A 15,996-nucleotide genomic window follows, 5' to 3' on the forward strand; every position below is an offset into this window, starting at 1 on the left:
GGTCAATCGCTTCGGTCATACGCCGCAGGGGCGTGGGGCGCGGGACGGCGGAGGCCGGCTCCGTGAAATTCCGCTGTCGTTGGAGGAATTTGGGGCGCGCCGCCCGCGTTGGGCCCGGGCAGCGCGCTCCGAATCGTGACGGCGCCTACTTCGCCTTGTCGGCCAGCGCCTTCAGGCCGGAATCGTAGATGCCCTGGATCGCGTCGGTGGCGACCGTGTCCGGCGCGCCCTTGGCGTTGAAGGTCCCGGTCCAGGTCACCTTCGAGCCGGAGCCGGCCGGGGCGACCGAGAGCGTCGACTTGTAGTCCGAGACCGGCAGCGGGCTCTCCAGGATCGTGTAGGTGTAGCTCATCACCTTGTCGTCGCGGGAGACCTGCTCCTCCTTGATGGTGCCGCCGCCCTTCAGGCTGAGGGTGCGGACCTTCATGCCGTCCTTGTCGGACAGAGCGCATTTCTCGATGGCGGGATGCCAGTCGCCGATGCCGCAGAACTCGCCGATGGTCTGCCAGACCTTGGCCGGCGGGGCGGTGATGTCGGCCGAGCGCGTCACCTCCAGGGCGTAGCCGGGCACGGTGGCCGCGGCGAGCGCCAGGGCGGCAAGGGGAAGGGACCGGCAGAAAGCGAAGGGCATCTTGGGGTGTCTCCGTCCGTCTCAGGTCGCGGCAGGGACCGCGCAGGCTCTGATGGCCGCGCAGGAGCTAGGCCGGCATCCCGTTCTCGGCAATGGGTCGCGTCGTCCGAGCATGACGATCCCGCTCGGACGACGCGGTCCCGGCTCGGGCTACCAGCTGTCCATCGCGTCGGTTTCGACCGGGTAGCCGTAGACCGGCGTCGGTGCGTAGGCGGGCCGGGCGGCCGGGCGATAATAGGCAGGGATCGACCGGCGGCCCATCTGATCGCTGTCCGCCAGCAGATCGTCCGACTCGTAGGGGCCGCGGTTCCGGGCGACGCGCCGACCGCGTTGGCCGCGATCGGCCATCGGGACGTCCGCGCCCTCGATCACCACCCGGGTCCGGCCCATGCCCTGGCTCTTCACGAGGTTGAACAGCGTGGCGGCGTTGCGGACCGAGAGGCGCACGCAGCCATGCGAGGCTGCCCGTCCGAGGCTGCGGACGTGGTTGGTGCCGTGGATGGCGTGGCCCTGGTTCGTGAAGAACATCGCGAAGGGCATCGGCGCATCGTCCCATTCCTTCGAGAAATGCGTGCGCTCCATCCGGAACGGTCGGTAGGAGCCGGACGGGGTGTCGTAGCTCGCGACACCGGTCGAGACGGGCCAGGAATAGCGGGGCTGGCCGTCGACCGCGACTTCCATGCGCTGGGTAGTCTTGTCGACAGCGACGACCACGTCCGCTCTGGCCATGCCCGGGATCGCGGCCCACACGAGAAGGCCGGACAGGACGGAGATCAGACCGATACGCATGAACGACCCCGGCTCGAGACACCGCAACGGTTTGCCGTCACGCTAAACCGTCCGCAGCACCGAGGTTCCGGCCCGCCGCGATCCTGCGTAGTCACGCTTTGTCGAGCGCCGTCACGGCGCCGCCGCGACCGCGCCGGAAGTCCGGCGGATCGCGGCCTCCGCCTCCTCGGCGATGCGCAGAACCAGAGCGCCTGCCCCCGGCAGATCGTCGATCAGACCGACGGCTTCGCCGACCGTGACATTGGCGACATCGTAGTCGCCCGCGGCATCGGCGCCTTCCACGTCCCGTCGGCGCTCGGCGGCGGCCGCGCGCAACGTGTCCTCGCGGCCGTGCCAGGTCTCGATGAAGGCGTTGCGCAGGAGCCGGCCGGTATACGGCGCTGGCCAAGCCCGCTGGCGGGCGATGTCGTAGACCCGCGTGCGGATGGTGTCATCGCCGGTGGCGGCGAGAACCCGCTGCTTCGCGGCCGGGTGGATCAGGGCCTCCTGGGTTGCCCAGAACCGCGTCCCCATCAGGACACCGTCGGCGCCCAGCGCCAGGGCGGCGGCGAGACCGCGCCCGTCCGCAATGCCGCCGGCCGCGAGGAGCAGCGTCTCGGGGCGCTCCCGGGCGACCAGGTCGGCAACCGCCGGCACGAATGCCAGGGTGCCGCGGGCGGTGAGTCCGTGGCCGCCCGCTTCCGTTCCCTGCGCCACCACCACGGCCGCGCCAACCTCCAGGGCGCGCCGGGCCTGGGCCAGGGTGTGCACCTGACAGATCAGGGGTACGGCGGCGGCGTGGATCCGTTCCGCGAACGGGGCCGGATCCGCGAAGGATAGCATCAGGGCGGCGGGCGACCGGGCGAGCGCCGCGTCGAGGAGCGACGGGTCCCGAGCCATGGACCACGTGATGAAGCCGCAGCCGACCCGCTGATTGCCCGCGCGGGCGAATTCCCGGTCGAGCGTCGCGTGGTCGCCGTAGCCGCCGCCGATCAGGCCGAGGCCGCCGGCGGCGCTCACCGCCGCCGCGAGGGCGCCCCCTGAGGCCGGGTCCATGGGCGCCAGGACGATCGGATGGCGCAGCCCGAAGGCGTCGGTCAGTCTGGTCCTCAAGGCCATGGGTCCCCTCCCCGCGGAGCTTTTCGGTCGGACGGTTGCGCGCGCCGCCCGTCCGGGCTTAACCGTCGGCTCGATGCGGAAAAAGTGATTCCTTCAGAAGGAAGGCATCGGAAAAGCAGATGGTATGAACAGCACCGACCTGATGTTCTTCGCGGCCGTGGCCGAAGCCGGCGGCATCGGGCGGGCGGCGGCGCGGCTCAACACCGTCCAGTCCAACGTCACCGGGCGGATCCGCACGCTGGAGCAGGCTCTGCGCGTGCCGCTGTTCCACCGCGGCAGCCGCGGGGTGACCCTGACCCGGGCCGGGGAGCGGCTCCTGCCCTACGCCCTCCAGGTCGGACAGCTGCTCGCGGAGGCGCAGCACGCCCTGCTGGCCGAGGGCGAGCCCCGCGGCCCCCTGCGGATCGGCGCCATGGAGACGACCGCGGCCCTGCGCCTGCCCGGCCCGCTCGCCGACTTCGCCGCGCGCCACCCGGATGTGGATATCGAACTGGAGACCGGGCCGACCGAGCTGCTGATCGCCCGGGTCCTCGACAGGACCCTCGAGGGGGCCTTCGTGGCCGGCCCGGTCACGCAGGCCGAACTCGTCGGAATCCCGGTCTTCGCCGAGGAACTGGTGCTGGTGGCCCATCCGGGCTTCGGTGATCTGGCGGCGCTGCTCGACCGGCTGGCTCGCGTGCGGGAAGCGAAGGTGCTCGTGTTCCGAACCGGCTGCTCATACCGGAGGCGCCTGGAGGACTTTCTGGGTCGTCAGGGCCTCGTGCATGTGCGCCGCATGGAGTTCGGGACTCTCGACGGCATCCTCGGTTGCGTGGCGGCCGGGATGGGCGTGACCCTCGTCCCCCGTGCCGTCGCAGACCCGGCGCACCGCGCCGGCCGCGTCTCGGTCCACGCCCTGCCGGACGGCGACGGGCACGCCCGCACCCTGCTGGTCCATCGCGGCGACGGCCAGCCGAGCGCGGCCTTCGCGCGGTTCGTCGAGCAGATCCGGACGGCCTTCCCGGATTCACCGTAGGATCACCGGTTTCGGCACGGACCATGCCCTCGGCAACCGCCGGTTGACAGCGGCCCGAGCCCGGGCGCTTCCTCCCGGCCGCAGAAGGTTTGGAGTTCCCATGGCCCTCGACCCTACCCTCGCCGCCGAGATCGAAGCTTCCGTGGCGGAGGGCTTTGCCGATCAGGTCGTCCACACGCAGGCTCTGGTTCGGTTCGCCTCCCTGCGCGGGGAGGAGCATGCCTGCCAGGACTACGTCTTCGATCAATTCCGCGCCCGCGGTTACGCCACCGAGCGCTTCGCCATGGACCGCGCCGCCATCGCGGCCCATCCCGGCGGCTCGAAGATTGACGACGCGCTCCATTCGGACGCCCCGATCGTGGTCTGCCACCACCGGCCGAGCACCGAGACCGGCCGCTCGCTGATCCTGCAGGCCCATGTCGACGTGGTGCCGCCGGGCCCGCTCGACCTCTGGACCCACCGGCCCTTCGATCCGGTGATCCAGGGCGACTGGATGTACGGCCGCGGCGCCGGCGATATGAAGGCCGGCCACGCCGCCAACCTGTTCGCCCTCGATGCCTTGGCCCGCCTGGGCCTCCAGCCGGCGGCCTCCGTGACGGTCCAGTCGGTGGTCGAGGAGGAATCCACCGGCAACGGCGCCCTGATGACCCACCTGCGCGGCTACCGGGCCGACGCCGTGCTGATCCCGGAGCCCGAGGACGAGAAGCTCGTGCGCGCCAATACCGGCGTGCTGTGGTTCACCGTCGAGGTGCGGGGCGTGCCGGTCCATGTCCGCGAGATGGGCGCCGGCGCCAACGCCATCGACGCCACCTACCGGGTGATCGGCGCGCTGCGCGAGGTCGAGGCCCGCTGGAACGCCGAGAAGGCGTCGCATCCCCACTTCGAGACCGAGGACCACCCGATCAACCTCAATATCGGCAAGATCGAGGGCGGTGACTGGGCCTCCTCGGTCCCCGCTTGGTGCCGGATCCACTGCCGGGTCGCGCTCTACCCGGGCGTGACCGCCGGGCAGGCCGCCGCCGAGATCGAGGCCGCAGTGGCGTCCTTCTCCCGCACCGACCCGTTCCTGGCGAACAGCCCGCCGCGCGTGGTGTTCAACGGCTTCTTCGCCGAGGGCTACGTGCTGGAGGAAGGCTCAGAGGCCGAGGCCGTGCTCGGCCGCGCACACGAGCGGGCGATCGGGTCACCGCTCCAGAGCTTCATGACGGCGGGCTACCTCGATACCCGGGTGCACGCGCTCTACGACCGGGTGCCGGCGCTCTGCTACGGCCCGACCTCCCAGAGCATCCACGGCTTCGACGAGCGCGTGAGCTTGGCCTCCGTGAAGCGCTGCACCACCGCGATGGCGCTGTTCGTGGCCGAGTGGTGCGGGACCGAGCGCAAGGCCGGGTGACGTCGACCGGCCCGGGCTTAGGGCGGGTCCCCTCTCCCGTGCGGGAGAGGGATAGGGTGAGGGATGCGACCTCACCGGAAAGAGCGGGCCCCTTGCCCCAACCCCCTCCCGCACGGGAGAGGGGGCATGTCGCGCTCCAAAGGCACCGCGGCGCGATATCCCGCTAGCGCCGCCTTTAGGGGATCAGCCGGTCGGCGCGGAGCTGGGCGAACAGGTCGTGGAACGCGTCGTCGGTCGGCTGATAGGCCGTGAAGCCGAGGCGGCGGCTCTTGCTCATGTCGGTGACGACCTCGATCGGCCGGCCGAGATCCGCATCCGTGTGCCAGGCCGAGGCGAGTTTTTCGAGGTTCGGCTCGGCGAGGCCGTAACGCGCCGCGATCCCGGCCCAGGCCGGGCCGTCCTGCGCCATTCGCGGCTCCAGCGGCCGGTGCGTGCCGTCGAACGGCACCGCCTCGACCCCGAACCAGGCGGCGATCCGGCCCCACATCCAGCTCCAGCGGAAGACGTCGCCGTTGACGACGTTGAAGGCCTCGTTGGCGGCCTTCGGCTCGATAGAGGCCCAGAGCAGCTGGCGTGCGAGCAGCCGCGCGTCGGTCATGTCGGTGAGCCCGTTCCACTGCTCGGCCGAGCCCGGGAACAGGAAAGGCCGCCCCAACTCCCGGCACAGGGTGGCGTAGCAGGCGAGCGTCGTGCCCATGTTCATGGCGTTGCCCACCGCCTTGCCGATGATCGTGTGCGGGCGGTGGACGCTCCAACTGAAGCCGTCGCGGGCGGCGGCCGCGAAGACCGCATCCTCCTGGGCGTAGTAGAAATTCTCGATGTCGAGGCGGCCCTGGTCCTCGCGGAAGGGCGTCTGTGGCAGGGTGCCTTTGCCGTAGGCCTCGAACGGGCCGAGATAGTGCTTCAGCCCGGTCACCAGGGCGACGTGGCGGACGCTCCTCTTCGGGCGGAGCGCGTCGAGCAGGTTCTCGACCATCGCCCGGTTGACGCGGATCATCTCGGCTTCCGTGGGCCGCCGCTGCCAGGTCGCGAGGAACACGTGGCTCGGGGCGAGGTCGGCCAGCGCCCGCTCCAGCGAGGCCGGATCCTGCAGGTCGCCGGCCACCGGCTCGACACCGTCCTGCCGCACCGGATGGCGCGCGAGGCCCGCGACCCGCCAGCCCTCCTGATGGAGCAGCGCCGCGGTGGCGCTGCCGACGATCCCGCTGGCGCCGACGATCAAGGCGGTGTTCGACATGGAAAGCCTCATGCCCGGCCGAAACCCGGGTCCGAGGCAGATGGGCGTTGCCGGTGCCGCGACAACCCCGCCGTACGGCGGGGCCGCCGCGAGCGGGCCCTCAGGCGACCCGGTCGATCGCGGCGCCCAGGATGTCGACGATCTCGCCGATCTGGCCGCGCTCGACGATGAGCGGCGGCGACAGCGCGATGATGTCGCCGGTCACCCGGGTGAGCAGGCCGCGCTCGAAGCAGTCCACGAACACCTCGTAGGCGCGCTTGCCCACCGCGTCCGGACGCGGCGCCAGCTCGATGCCGGCAACGAGGCCGATGGTGCGGATGTCGATGACGTTCTTGCGCCCGCGCAGGTCATGCATCGCCGCGGCCCAGTCGTCGGCGATGTCGGCGACGCGGGTGAGGAGCCCCTCCTCCCGGTAGATGTCCAGCGTCGCGATGCCGGCCGCGCAGGCGATCGGGTGCCCGGAGTAGGTGTAGCCGTGGAACAGCTCGATCCCGTCCGGGCCCTGCATCAGCGCGTCGTGGACCGCGCGGCTCGCGAAGACCGCGCCCATCGGCACCGTGCCGTTGGTCAGGCCCTTGGCGCTGGTCACGAGGTCGGGGACGACGCCGAAGAAGTCGGTCGCGAAGGGCGCGCCGAGGCGGCCGAAACCCGAGATCACCTCGTCGAAGATCAGCAGGATGCCGTGCTTGGTGCAGATCTCGCGCAGGCGCTCCAGGTAGCCCTTCGGCGGCACCAGCACGCCCGTGGAGCCGGCCACCGGCTCGACGATGCAGGCCGCGATGGTCTCGGCCCCGTGGAGCGCCACCAGCCGCTCCAGGTCCTCGGCGAGCTCCGCGCCGTGCTCGGGCTGGCCCTTCACGAAGGCGTTGCGCGCGGGATCGTGGGTGTGGCGCAGGTGGTCGGTGCCGTTGAGCTGCGGGAAGACACGGCGGTTCGACACGATGCCGCCGACCGACAGGCCGCCGAAGCCGACGCCGTGATAGCCGCGCTCGCGGCCGATCAGCCGGGTGCGCGTCCCCTGCCCGATCGCCCGCTGGTAGGCGAGCGCAATCTTGAGGGCGGTGTCGACCGATTCGGAGCCGGAATTGGTGAAGAAGACCCGGTCGAGGCGCTTGTCCGGCCCGCCGGGTGCGATCTCCGCCAGGCGCTCGGCGAATTCGAAGGCGATGGGGTGGCCCATCTGGAAGGTCGGCGCGAAGTCGAGCGTCGCGAGCTGGCGCTCCACCGCGGCGGCGATGCCCCGCCGCCCGTGCCCGGCATTGACGCACCAGAGGCCCGCGGTGCCGTCGAGGACCTTGCGGCCGTCGTCGGCGGTGTAATGCATGCCCTCGGCCGACACGAGCAGGCGCGGCGCCGCCTTGAACTGGCGGTTGGCCGTGAACGGCATCCAGAAGGCGTCCATCGCGGGCGCGTTGCGGAGCGGATGGTCGGTCATGGGGCGGTTCTCCGGGGCAGGCGGCGCGGATCGGGCGGCGGGACCAGGGGACACCTTCGCCGATCGGGCAACAAGTCCTTTTCTGGTCGCCGCCAACCCCTTGCAGGATCGGGGCCGCGGGTGGCACCGTTGCGGGATCCGCAACACCTGAAACGGGGCCCCGTCGGATGAGCATCGATGTCGGCGCGCGCCTGCGCTTCGTTCGCGCCCGCCACGGCCTGTCGCAGCGGACGCTCGCCAAGCGGGCCGGGGTGACCAACTCCGCGATCTCGCTGATCGAGGCGAACCGCGTGAACCCGTCGGTGGGCGCCCTGAAGCGCATCCTCGACGGGGTGCCGATCGGCATGGCCGAGTTCTTCGCCCTGGAGCCGGAGCCGGAGCGCAAGGCGTTCTTCGCCGCCGAGGACCTCACCGAGATCGGCCGCCGGGCCGCCAAGGGGGCGATCTCGTACCGGCAGGTCGGCGACAGCCTGTTCGGGCGCAAGCTCCAGATCCTCAAGGAGCGCTACGAGCCCGGCGCCGATACCGGCCGGGTGCCGCTCTCCCACGAGGGCGAGGAGGGCGGCATCGTGCTCTCCGGCCGCCTGGAGGTGACGGTGGATGCCGAGCGCCGGATCCTCGGCCCCGGCGATGCCTACAGCTTCGACAGCCGCCGCCCGCACCGGTTCCGGTGCGTCGGGCCAAACCCGTGCGAGGTGGTGAGCGCCTGTACGCCGCCGAGCTTCTGATCGCCCCGAGCCCATGGCGACCAACAGCGTCGTCCTCCTGCACGGTCTCGGGCGAAAAGCCGCCTCGTTCGCGCGGATGCGGTCGGCCCTGACGGCCGAGGGCTACCGGGTGCTCGCGCTCGATTATCCCTCGACCCGCCATGACCTACCCACCCTGACGGCGACGCTCCGTCCGCAGGTCGCCGTGATCGCCGGCGCGACGGCGGGCGCGCTGCACTTCGTCTGGCACTCGATGGGCGGTCTCCTCGCGCGGAGCCTGATCGCGGATGCGCGGCCGGACAGGCTCGGTCGCCTCGTCATGCTCGGACCGCCCAACCGCGGCAGCGAGATCGCGGACCGGCTGCGGCAGGTCGGGCTCTATCGCCGCCTGCTCGGGCCGGCCGCGCTGTCGCTCGGGACCGCGACGCTGCCGGTCTGGCCCGATCCCGACTACCCGATCGGCGTCATCGCTGGCGCGCGCAGCATCGACCCGGTCGGCTGGCTGATGCTGCCCCGGCCAAATGACGGGCGGGTGAGCGTCGCCCGTACCAAGATCGCGGGCCTGCAGGGGCATCTGGTGCTGCCCGTCAGCCACGCTCTGATGATGAACCATCCGACCGTGATCGCGCAGACGGCGCGGTTCCTTGCGACGGCGACCTTCGCCGCGTAACCGTGAATTCAAAATACCGACGCGCGCGAGGATTGATGGCCGTTACCACCGCAGCCCCGGCCGCCGGGCCCGGACAGAACCAGTCGGCCCGCGCGGCGCTCGCGGCCTTCGTGGGCACCACGATCGAGTGGTACGACTTCTTCATCTACGGCACCGCGGCGGCCCTGGTGTTCGGGCCGCTCTTCTTCACGGCAGAATCGCCCTACATCGCGACGCTCGCGGCCTTCGGCACCTTTGCGGTGGGCTTCCTGGCCCGGCCGCTCGGCGGCCTGATCTTCGGGCATCTCGGCGACCGGTTCGGGCGCAAGCGCGCGCTGGTGGCAACACTGGTGATGATGGGTATCGCCACCTCCTGCATCGGGCTGTTGCCGACCTATGCCTCGGTCGGCCTGTGGGCGCCGGTGATGCTGGTCGTGCTGCGACTGATCCAGGGGCTGGCGGTCGGCGGCGAGTGGGGCGGCGCCGTGCTGATGGCCGCCGAGCACGCGCCGGCCGGGCGCAACACCTTCTTCGCCTCCTTCGCGCAGCTCGGCAGCCCCGCCGGGCAGATCCTGTCGCTGCTGGCCTTCCGGCTCGCCGGCCTCCTCGACAAGGAGAGTTTCCTGACGTGGGGCTGGCGGGTACCGTTCCTCGTCAGCATCCTCCTGCTCGGCGTCGGGCTCGCGATCCGCCTCGGCGTCGCGGAATCGCCGGCCTTCGAGAAGGCCCGCGCCGCGGGCGGGCCGCCGGCGGCGCCCGTGCGCGAGGTGCTGACCACCAGCCTGAAGCCGGTACTGCTGGCAGCGGGCGCCAACACCTTCGCGATCGCCTCGGTCTACCTGTTCAACACCTTCATGATCGCGTTCACCACGCAGTATCTCGGCATCGAGCGGGCGACGATCCTCGACGCCCTGCTCATCGGCGCCGTGGTTCAGCTGGTGATGACGCCGGTGGGCGCCCGGATCGCGGAAGCGATCCGCAACGAGCGGCTGTTCCTGCAGGGGACACTGGTCTGGGCGATGCTGGCCCCCTACCCGCTGTTCTGGCTGGTCGAAACCAAGTCGGTGACCCTGATCGTACTCGGGCTGGCCCTGAACGTGATCGGCACCGCGACCTTCTACGCGGTGATCGCCGGCTACCTTGCCGGGGCGTTTCCGACGCGGATCCGCTATACGGCGATCTCCATTGCCTACCAGTTCTGTGGCGCGCTCGCCGGCGGGCTGACCCCGATCATCGGCACGGTTCTGGCCGAGCGCTTTCAGGGCCATTGGTGGCCGATCGCGGTGTTCGGCACGGCGCTGGCCGGCGTGTCGTTCCTGTGCGTCACGGCGATCGGCGGCTACCGGGCGCGGCAGCGGGGCTTCCTGGACGGGTGACCGGGAACCGATCAAAGGCGCTTGATCCGGGTAACGCCCGATTCAGTCGGGGGTGCTAGGGTCGCGCCATGGAAACGCTGGCCGCCACCGCCGTTCAGATGCTGGGCTCATCCCAGAACCAGCAGATCGGCATCGCCGTCGCCAAGCAGCAGCTCGCGGCCGACAAGGCCGTCGCGGGGCTCGTTGCGGAGAGCGCCCAGAGCGCGGCGAGCGCCGGTCCGCCGGCACCTGCCGGGCAGGGTCTGAGCGTCGATCTGCGGGTCTGACAGGATCTCCGTCGTTCACGCGCAGCGCGGCAATCCAGGCCGCGCAAGGCCTTTCCGGCCTGGAGCGGCATCGGTGGTCGCTGCGCGCGATGAAGCCCTGTGCTCCGGCCTGCGTTGAATCCCGGCTCTATCCAAATCCGTAGAGCCGTCGCGGGTTGTCGACGAACACCATCCGGCGTCTGTCCGCGTCGGGCACCCAGTCGGCCATCAGGTCGAGGAGTTCCGTGGTCCGGGGCGGGCCGTCCCATGCGGCCACGTGTGGCCAGTCCGAGCCCCAGACGCAACGCTCAGGGGCAGCGTCGTTGAGGGCGCGGGCGAAGGGGATCGTGTCGGCGTAGGGCGGCCCGGTGACGGAATCCCGGAAGGCGCCCGAGAGCTTCACCCAATGGCCGTCGGCGACGAGGCCGAGCAGCGCCTGGAAGCCCGGATGGTCCAGGCTCGCCGAGGTCGGCATGTGTCCCATATGGTCGAAGACCAGCGGCACGGGCAGCCGCGACAGGCGGCCGGCGATCGGCGGCAATTCCCGCGCGTCGAGCAGGAACTGCAGATGCCAGCCCATCTCGCGGGCGAGCGCCCCGTAGGACTCGACCTGCTCCAGCCCGACCCCGCCGCCGAACAGCACGTTGAGCCGCAGGCCGACCACCCCGGCCTCCTTCAGGGCGGCGAGGTCCCCCTCGGGCAGTCCGAGCGGAATCACCGCGATACCGCGCAGGCGCTGCCGGTTGGCGCGCAGCGTCTCGATCATCAGACGGTTGTCGGTGCCGTGCACGCTGACCTGGACGAGAACGCCGTTGGCCATGCCGGTCCCGTCGAGCATCGCGAGGTATCGCTCGGCCGGCGCCGCCGGGGGCGTGTAGCTGCGGTCTGCCACCAGCGGATAATCCGGCGGCAAGCCGATGACATGGGCGTGGGTGTCGACCGCGCCGGCCGGTACGGCGTAGCGGGTCGGCCCGCCCGGGTGCGGGTCCGGGGCGGGGCAGTCTCGGATCTCGGGCATGTTCAGGAATCCGCGTGCAGGACCTTGCCGCGCGTCTCGGGCAGCGCGAAGGCCGCCAGGAAGAAGATCCCGTAGGCCACGGCCGCGAAGATCGCGATGGCGGAGGCGAGGCCGGCGCGCTCGGCGAGGTAGCCGACCAGCGCCGGGAACAGGGCGCCGATGCCCCGGCCGAAATTGTAGCAGAACCCCTGCCCCGAGCCGCGCAGGCGGGTCGGGTACAGCTCGGTCAGGAAGGCGCCCATGCCGGAGAAGTAGCCGGAGGCGAAGAAGCCCAGCGGGAAGCCCAGCACCCAGAGCACGCCGTTCGACAGCGGGATCTGCGTGTAGGCGACGACCACCGCGATGGCGCCCAGCGAGAAGATCAGGAACAGCGGCCGGCGCCCGAGCCGGTCCGCGAGCCAGGCGCCCACGAGGTAGCCGGCAAACGAGCCGATGATCAGTGCCGCGAGGTAGCCCGTGGAGGACACGATCGACAGGTGGCGTTCGGTGGTGAGAAAGCGCGGCACCCAGGTGGTGATCGCGTAGTAGCCGCCCTGGCAGCCCGCCGCCGCCATTGAGGCGAGCAGCGTCGTCTTGAGGATCGGCCCCGAAAAGATCTCCCAGATCTGCGGCCGATCACCCGTGGCGGCGGCCCGGGCCCGGGTTTCGGCGGCGACCTTCGGTTCCTCGACGTAGCGGCGCAGGTAGAAGATCAGCAGCGCCGGCAGCGCGCCCACCGCGAACATCCAGCGCCACGCGGTTTCGGGCGGCAGGATCGAGAACAAAACCGCCTGCGACAGGACCGCAAGCCCCCAGCCGATCGCCCAGCCGGACTGAACTGAGCCGACCGCCCGGCCGCGATACTCGGCCCGGATCGTCTCGCCGATCAGAACGGCGCCGGCCGCCCACTCGCCACCGAAGCCGAGCCCCAGGATCGCCCGGGCGACGAGCAACTGCTCGAAGTTCTGCACGAAGGCGCAGAGCAGCGAGAACACGGAGAACCAGAGGATCGTGATCTGCAGGGTCAGCACCCGGCCGATCCGATCGGCGATGAAGCCCGCGAGCCAGCCGCCGAGCGCCGAGGCCAGCAGCGTCACCGTCGCGGCGAGCCCGGCCGTGCCGGAATCGACGTGCCACAGGGCCATGATCGTCCCGATCACCAGCGGGTAGATCATGAAGTCCATGCCGTCGAGGCACCACCCGGCGGCGCAGGCCCAGAAGGTGTGCCGCTCCGGCGGCGTCATCGATCGGTAGAAGGCGGTCAGGCTGGCGTCGCGAATCTCGACCGCATCCACGCCGGTGCGCCCCTGCCCGGTTGCTGTACTCATCACCGCCTCCCGCCGCCCGGTACCAGTATCAGCGTCCCAGGCTGAGCTGTCCAACGTCGGTGCGGTCCGCGCAAGGAAAAGGCCGCCCGCAGGCGGCCTCTCCCCGTCTTTTCGCTGTCGGATCGACGCTCAGTAGCAGCGCTCGACCAGAACCCGGCGGTAGCCATAGGGGGTCCAGCGCACACGCGGGACCGTGTAGCAGCCCCCGCCGTAGCCGTAATCGCCGTAGCCGTAAGCCGCGGGCGCGTAGTAGCCGCCGTAGCCGTAGCCCGGATAGCCATACCCGTAGCCGCCGTAGAGGCTTCCGGCCGCGAGACCCAGGCCGACGCCCAGACCCAGGCCGCCGAGGCCGTAGCCGTAGCCACCGCGATAGCCATAGCCGCGACCGTAGAAGCCGCGGCCGTAGCCGAAGCCACCCGGACGGAAACCGGCGCCGCGGAATCCGCCTCCGAAGCCGCCGTTGCGAAATCCACCGAACCCGCCGCCACGGAAGCCGCCGCCGAAACCACCACCGTGGAATCCGCCGCCGAAGCCGCCGCCGTGGAAGCCGCCGCCGCCGAAGCCGCGCGCGTCCGCGCTGGCCGGCGCCAACACCAGGGCACCCGCCGCCAGCAGGGCCGAGCCGAGCACTGCACCCTTCATCACGTCATCTCCGTAGAAAAACGCCCTCTACGGCTAAGAACGTCCGAATTGGCAAAACGGTCCAGCCCCTGCCCGCGGCGCGCAGCCGCGAGACGCACCGGCTCGGCCCGGCCGCGCTTCGGACACGAAATTCGCCGCTTTCCAGAGCGAGAGGCCCGCTGACAGAGCTTCGCCGTCCCCGACGCGCCGGCTCCGAGCTGCATGGAACGAATGATGATGTTGCGACCGGCTCACGCCCTGTTGATCGCGCTGCTCGCCTCGGCGGCCCCGGCCCGGGCCGCGGCCCCGGCCTCGACGGAGCCGTGCCGGCCGGTGGAGGCGCAGGGCGAGGCCTTCACGGTCTGTACCATCGACCTGCGGCGGCAGCGGCTGCGGCTGTTCTGGCTTCAGGACGACGGCAATCCCTACGGTGCCCTCGGCACGCTCGCCGCGAAGCAGGGGGGCCTCGCCTTCGCGATGAATGCCGGCATGTACGACAAGGACCAGGCGCCGGTCGGCCTCTATATCGAGGACGGGCACGAGCGGAAGCGCGTCTCCACGGCGGACGGGCCGGGCAATTTCCACCTCAAGCCCAACGGGATCTTCTGGGTGAAGGGCGAGCGCGCCGGGGTGATCGACACGGCTCGCTATCTGCGCGCGAAGATCCGCCCGGACTTCGCCACGCAATCCGGGCCGATGCTGGTGGTCGACGGCCAGATCCACCCGAAGATCGCCGCCGACGGGCCGAGCCAGAAGATCCGCAACGGCGTCGGCGTCCCCGGCGACGGGCCCGTCGCCATCTTCGCCATCTCGGAGCGCCCGGTGACCTTCGGGGCCTTCGCGCGGCTGTTCCGCGACGATCTCGGCTGCCGCAACGCCCTGTTCCTCGACGGCTCGGTCTCGAGCCTCTATGCGCCGAATCTCGGCCGCTCCGACATCAGCCGGCCGCTCGGACCGCTGGTCGGGGCTCTGCCGCGCTGAGGGACGGTTCATAGCTTCCGTCGTCATCCCGGGGCCGCCCAGCGGAACCCGGGATCCAGAGCCGCCGAGGCGCCAAGTTTCGGCACCCGAGGTCATTCCGGTTTCCGGGCGCGCCTGCAGCCCCCGGAAGGACGGTGCGGTCAGCCGAGGACGGGGCATCCACAGCGGCTTGTCCGCCGCCCGGACGTCTTCGCCCTTACCGCTGCCCGAAGGCCGTGTCCTTGAAGAGGTCCTTGTACGCTCGCGGCTGCGACCGCCAGTACTGCTTGGGCGCCCGCACCCGGGCTCCGAGTTCGGCGGCCGCGTGCCAGGGCCAGCGCGGATCGTACAACATGGCACGGGCCAGCGAGATCGCGTCGGCTCTGCCCTCCTGCAGGATCGTTTCCGCTTGGCTCGCCTCGGTGATCAGTCCGACCGCGATGGTGGTGAGCCCCGTCTCGGCCTTGATCCGCTCGGCGTAGGGCACCTGATAGCCAGGCCCCAGCGTGATCGCCTGCTTGGGCGAGACGCCGCCCGTGGAGACGTGAATCGCCGGCGAGCCCGCCCGCTTCAAAGCCTGGGCGAGTTCCACGGTCTCGTCGAGATCCCAGCCATCCTCGACCCAGTCGGTGGCCGAGACCCGCAGCCAGACCGGGTTGCCCGCCGGCACGACATCGCGCACCGCATCGTAGATTTCGAGGGGGAAGCGCATGCGGTTCGCGAGGCTGCCGCCGTATGCGTCCGTCCGCTTGTTGGCGATCGGCGACAGGAACTGGTGCAGCAGGTAGCCGTGGGCACCGTGCAGTTCCACGGCCTCGATCCCGAGGCGCGCGGCGCGCTTGGCGGTTGCCACGAACTGCTCCCGGACGCGCTTCAGGTCGGCGGCGTCGAGGGCGTGAGGCGGCACCTCGCCCTCCGCGTGGGCCACCGCCGAGGGCGCTTCGGTGCGCCAGCCGTAAGCGTGCTCCGGCGGGATCTGGTGGCCGCCGGCCCAAGGGGCCTCGCTCGACGCCTTGCGGCCGGCGTGGGCGATCTGGATGCAGACCGGGATCGGCGCGTATTCGCGCACCGCGTCGAGCACGCGGGCCAGGGCCCGCTCACAGGCGTCGTTGTAGAGGCCGAGATCCCAGGCGGTGATCCGCGCTTCCGGGGAGACAGCGGTGGCCTCCAGAGTCAGCAGGCCGGCTCCCGACATGGCGAGCTGCCCGAGATGCATCATGTGCCAGTCGGTCGCTTCGCCGTCCCGTGCCGAATACTGGCACATCGGCGCGACGAGGATGCGGTTCTCGAGCGTGAGCGCGTCGAGCGTCAGCGGTTCGAACAGGCGAGCGGTCATCGGCAACTCCTGGTGGAGAGACCACTCTGGCTGAGGATGGACGCTGCGGCCAGTGCGATGCGTCAGTGCGGTGCGGCAGAGCACCCCTGCGGACGGGGGCTGTTGGAACTTGCCGATGTGACAGGCCGTTTCCTGGCCTGTCGCCGCATCGCGGCAATCGACGCGAACCGCCTGAGGGG

General features: G+C 70.9%; 16 protein-coding genes. 7 read left to right on the top strand and 9 right to left on the bottom strand.

The window, feature by feature from the left end; all coding sequences use genetic code 11:
- Positions 1 to 145: 145 nt before the first annotated feature.
- The 3 genes from CIW48_RS09335 to CIW48_RS09345 form a co-directional block, all read right to left on the bottom strand.
- A complete protein-coding gene (locus CIW48_RS09335) occupies positions 146 to 631 on the bottom strand; it encodes an SRPBCC family protein (protein ID WP_149310553.1) in 486 nt (161 codons plus the stop codon).
- Positions 632 to 781: 150 nt separating this feature from the next.
- On the bottom strand, positions 782 to 1,420 hold the full coding sequence (locus CIW48_RS09340) for a L,D-transpeptidase (RefSeq protein ID WP_149310554.1): 639 nt from the start codon (positions 1,418 to 1,420) through the stop codon (positions 782 to 784).
- A 111-nt stretch (positions 1,421 to 1,531) separates the two neighbouring features.
- Complete coding sequence (locus CIW48_RS09345; RefSeq protein WP_149310555.1) at positions 1,532 to 2,518, bottom strand: nitronate monooxygenase; 987 nt, start codon at positions 2,516 to 2,518, stop codon at positions 1,532 to 1,534.
- Between the two features lie 124 nt (positions 2,519 to 2,642).
- Between CIW48_RS09345 and CIW48_RS09350 the strand changes: the two genes are divergently transcribed.
- Together CIW48_RS09350 and CIW48_RS09355 are read left to right on the top strand one after the other, a co-directional pair.
- Positions 2,643 to 3,533, top strand: coding sequence for a LysR substrate-binding domain-containing protein (locus CIW48_RS09350; protein ID WP_149310556.1), 891 nt, complete (start codon positions 2,643 to 2,645; stop codon positions 3,531 to 3,533).
- 100 nt (positions 3,534 to 3,633) lie between these two features.
- A complete protein-coding gene (locus CIW48_RS09355) occupies positions 3,634 to 4,926 on the top strand; it encodes an ArgE/DapE family deacylase (protein ID WP_149310557.1) in 1,293 nt (430 codons plus the stop codon).
- A 175-nt stretch (positions 4,927 to 5,101) separates the two neighbouring features.
- Here CIW48_RS09355 and CIW48_RS09360 read toward each other — a convergent pair whose 3' ends face one another.
- Together CIW48_RS09360 and CIW48_RS09365 are read right to left on the bottom strand one after the other, a co-directional pair.
- Positions 5,102 to 6,163: an SDR family oxidoreductase gene (locus tag CIW48_RS09360; RefSeq protein WP_149310558.1), complete on the bottom strand. Its 1,062-nt coding sequence runs from the start codon at positions 6,161 to 6,163 to the stop codon at positions 5,102 to 5,104.
- A gap of 100 nt (positions 6,164 to 6,263) precedes the next feature.
- Positions 6,264 to 7,598, bottom strand: coding sequence for an aspartate aminotransferase family protein (locus CIW48_RS09365; RefSeq protein ID WP_149310559.1), 1,335 nt, complete (start codon positions 7,596 to 7,598; stop codon positions 6,264 to 6,266).
- Between the two features lie 167 nt (positions 7,599 to 7,765).
- On the opposite strand from CIW48_RS09365, the gene CIW48_RS09370 reads away from it, so the two are divergent.
- From CIW48_RS09370 to CIW48_RS09385, 4 genes are all read left to right on the top strand, one after another.
- Positions 7,766 to 8,326: a cupin domain-containing protein gene (locus CIW48_RS09370; RefSeq protein WP_020092415.1), complete on the top strand. Its 561-nt coding sequence runs from the start codon at positions 7,766 to 7,768 to the stop codon at positions 8,324 to 8,326.
- A gap of 13 nt (positions 8,327 to 8,339) precedes the next feature.
- Positions 8,340 to 8,975 carry an alpha/beta fold hydrolase gene (locus CIW48_RS09375; protein WP_149310560.1) on the top strand — a complete coding sequence of 212 codons (636 nt, stop codon included), beginning with the start codon at positions 8,340 to 8,342 and terminating at the stop codon, positions 8,973 to 8,975.
- 35 nt (positions 8,976 to 9,010) lie between these two features.
- Positions 9,011 to 10,330, top strand: coding sequence for an MFS transporter (locus tag CIW48_RS09380; protein WP_149310561.1), 1,320 nt, complete (start codon positions 9,011 to 9,013; stop codon positions 10,328 to 10,330).
- Between the two features lie 68 nt (positions 10,331 to 10,398).
- Positions 10,399 to 10,596 carry a hypothetical protein gene (locus tag CIW48_RS09385; RefSeq protein ID WP_091783137.1) on the top strand — a complete coding sequence of 66 codons (198 nt, stop codon included), beginning with the start codon at positions 10,399 to 10,401 and terminating at the stop codon, positions 10,594 to 10,596.
- Between the two features lie 127 nt (positions 10,597 to 10,723).
- Here the strand turns inward: CIW48_RS09385 and CIW48_RS09390 are convergent, their stop codons facing one another.
- The 3 genes from CIW48_RS09390 to CIW48_RS09400 all read right to left on the bottom strand — a co-directional run bounded on the left by CIW48_RS09390 (position 10,724) and on the right by CIW48_RS09400 (position 13,542).
- Positions 10,724 to 11,593, bottom strand: coding sequence for an amidohydrolase family protein (locus tag CIW48_RS09390; RefSeq protein WP_149310562.1), 870 nt, complete (start codon positions 11,591 to 11,593; stop codon positions 10,724 to 10,726).
- A gap of 2 nt (positions 11,594 to 11,595) precedes the next feature.
- Entirely contained in the window at positions 11,596 to 12,900 is a 1,305-nt protein-coding gene (locus CIW48_RS09395) for an MFS transporter (protein ID WP_149310563.1), read from the bottom strand.
- A gap of 129 nt (positions 12,901 to 13,029) precedes the next feature.
- The gene (locus CIW48_RS09400; protein WP_091783146.1) at positions 13,030 to 13,542 is read right to left on the bottom strand and encodes a hypothetical protein; all 513 of its coding nucleotides are present in this window, start codon (positions 13,540 to 13,542) and stop codon (positions 13,030 to 13,032) included.
- Between the two features lie 213 nt (positions 13,543 to 13,755).
- Between CIW48_RS09400 and CIW48_RS09405 the strand changes: the two genes are divergently transcribed.
- Positions 13,756 to 14,502, top strand: coding sequence for a phosphodiester glycosidase family protein (locus CIW48_RS09405; RefSeq protein WP_149310564.1), 747 nt, complete (start codon positions 13,756 to 13,758; stop codon positions 14,500 to 14,502).
- Positions 14,503 to 14,698: 196 nt separating this feature from the next.
- Here CIW48_RS09405 and CIW48_RS09410 read toward each other — a convergent pair whose 3' ends face one another.
- Positions 14,699 to 15,817: an NADH:flavin oxidoreductase/NADH oxidase gene (locus CIW48_RS09410; protein ID WP_149310565.1), complete on the bottom strand. Its 1,119-nt coding sequence runs from the start codon at positions 15,815 to 15,817 to the stop codon at positions 14,699 to 14,701.
- Positions 15,818 to 15,996: the final 179 nt, after the last annotated feature.

Origin of the sequence: Methylobacterium sp. P1-11, from assembly GCF_008329595.1 — a bacterium.
In the GTDB taxonomy this organism is placed as follows: domain Bacteria; phylum Pseudomonadota; class Alphaproteobacteria; order Rhizobiales; family Beijerinckiaceae; genus Methylobacterium.

Coding starts and splice junctions, on each gene's coding strand:
- CIW48_RS09375 (WP_149310560.1), top strand. CDS start 8,340: ATGGCGACCAACAGCGTCGTCCTCCTGCACGGTCTCGGGCGAAAAGCC.
- CIW48_RS09410 (WP_149310565.1), bottom strand. CDS start 15,817: ATGACCGCTCGCCTGTTCGAACCGCTGACGCTCGACGCGCTCACGCTC.
- CIW48_RS09385 (WP_091783137.1), top strand. CDS start 10,399: ATGGAAACGCTGGCCGCCACCGCCGTTCAGATGCTGGGCTCATCCCAG.
- CIW48_RS09390 (WP_149310562.1), bottom strand. CDS start 11,593: ATGCCCGAGATCCGAGACTGCCCCGCCCCGGACCCGCACCCGGGCGGG.
- CIW48_RS09340 (WP_149310554.1), bottom strand. CDS start 1,420: ATGCGTATCGGTCTGATCTCCGTCCTGTCCGGCCTTCTCGTGTGGGCC.
- CIW48_RS09335 (WP_149310553.1), bottom strand. CDS start 631: ATGCCCTTCGCTTTCTGCCGGTCCCTTCCCCTTGCCGCCCTGGCGCTC.
- CIW48_RS09380 (WP_149310561.1), top strand. CDS start 9,011: ATGGCCGTTACCACCGCAGCCCCGGCCGCCGGGCCCGGACAGAACCAG.
- CIW48_RS09405 (WP_149310564.1), top strand. CDS start 13,756: ATGATGTTGCGACCGGCTCACGCCCTGTTGATCGCGCTGCTCGCCTCG.
- CIW48_RS09395 (WP_149310563.1), bottom strand. CDS start 12,900: ATGAGTACAGCAACCGGGCAGGGGCGCACCGGCGTGGATGCGGTCGAG.
- CIW48_RS09350 (WP_149310556.1), top strand. CDS start 2,643: ATGAACAGCACCGACCTGATGTTCTTCGCGGCCGTGGCCGAAGCCGGC.
- CIW48_RS09370 (WP_020092415.1), top strand. CDS start 7,766: ATGAGCATCGATGTCGGCGCGCGCCTGCGCTTCGTTCGCGCCCGCCAC.
- CIW48_RS09345 (WP_149310555.1), bottom strand. CDS start 2,518: ATGGCCTTGAGGACCAGACTGACCGACGCCTTCGGGCTGCGCCATCCG.
- CIW48_RS09400 (WP_091783146.1), bottom strand. CDS start 13,542: ATGAAGGGTGCAGTGCTCGGCTCGGCCCTGCTGGCGGCGGGTGCCCTG.
- CIW48_RS09360 (WP_149310558.1), bottom strand. CDS start 6,163: ATGTCGAACACCGCCTTGATCGTCGGCGCCAGCGGGATCGTCGGCAGC.
- CIW48_RS09365 (WP_149310559.1), bottom strand. CDS start 7,598: ATGACCGACCATCCGCTCCGCAACGCGCCCGCGATGGACGCCTTCTGG.
- CIW48_RS09355 (WP_149310557.1), top strand. CDS start 3,634: ATGGCCCTCGACCCTACCCTCGCCGCCGAGATCGAAGCTTCCGTGGCG.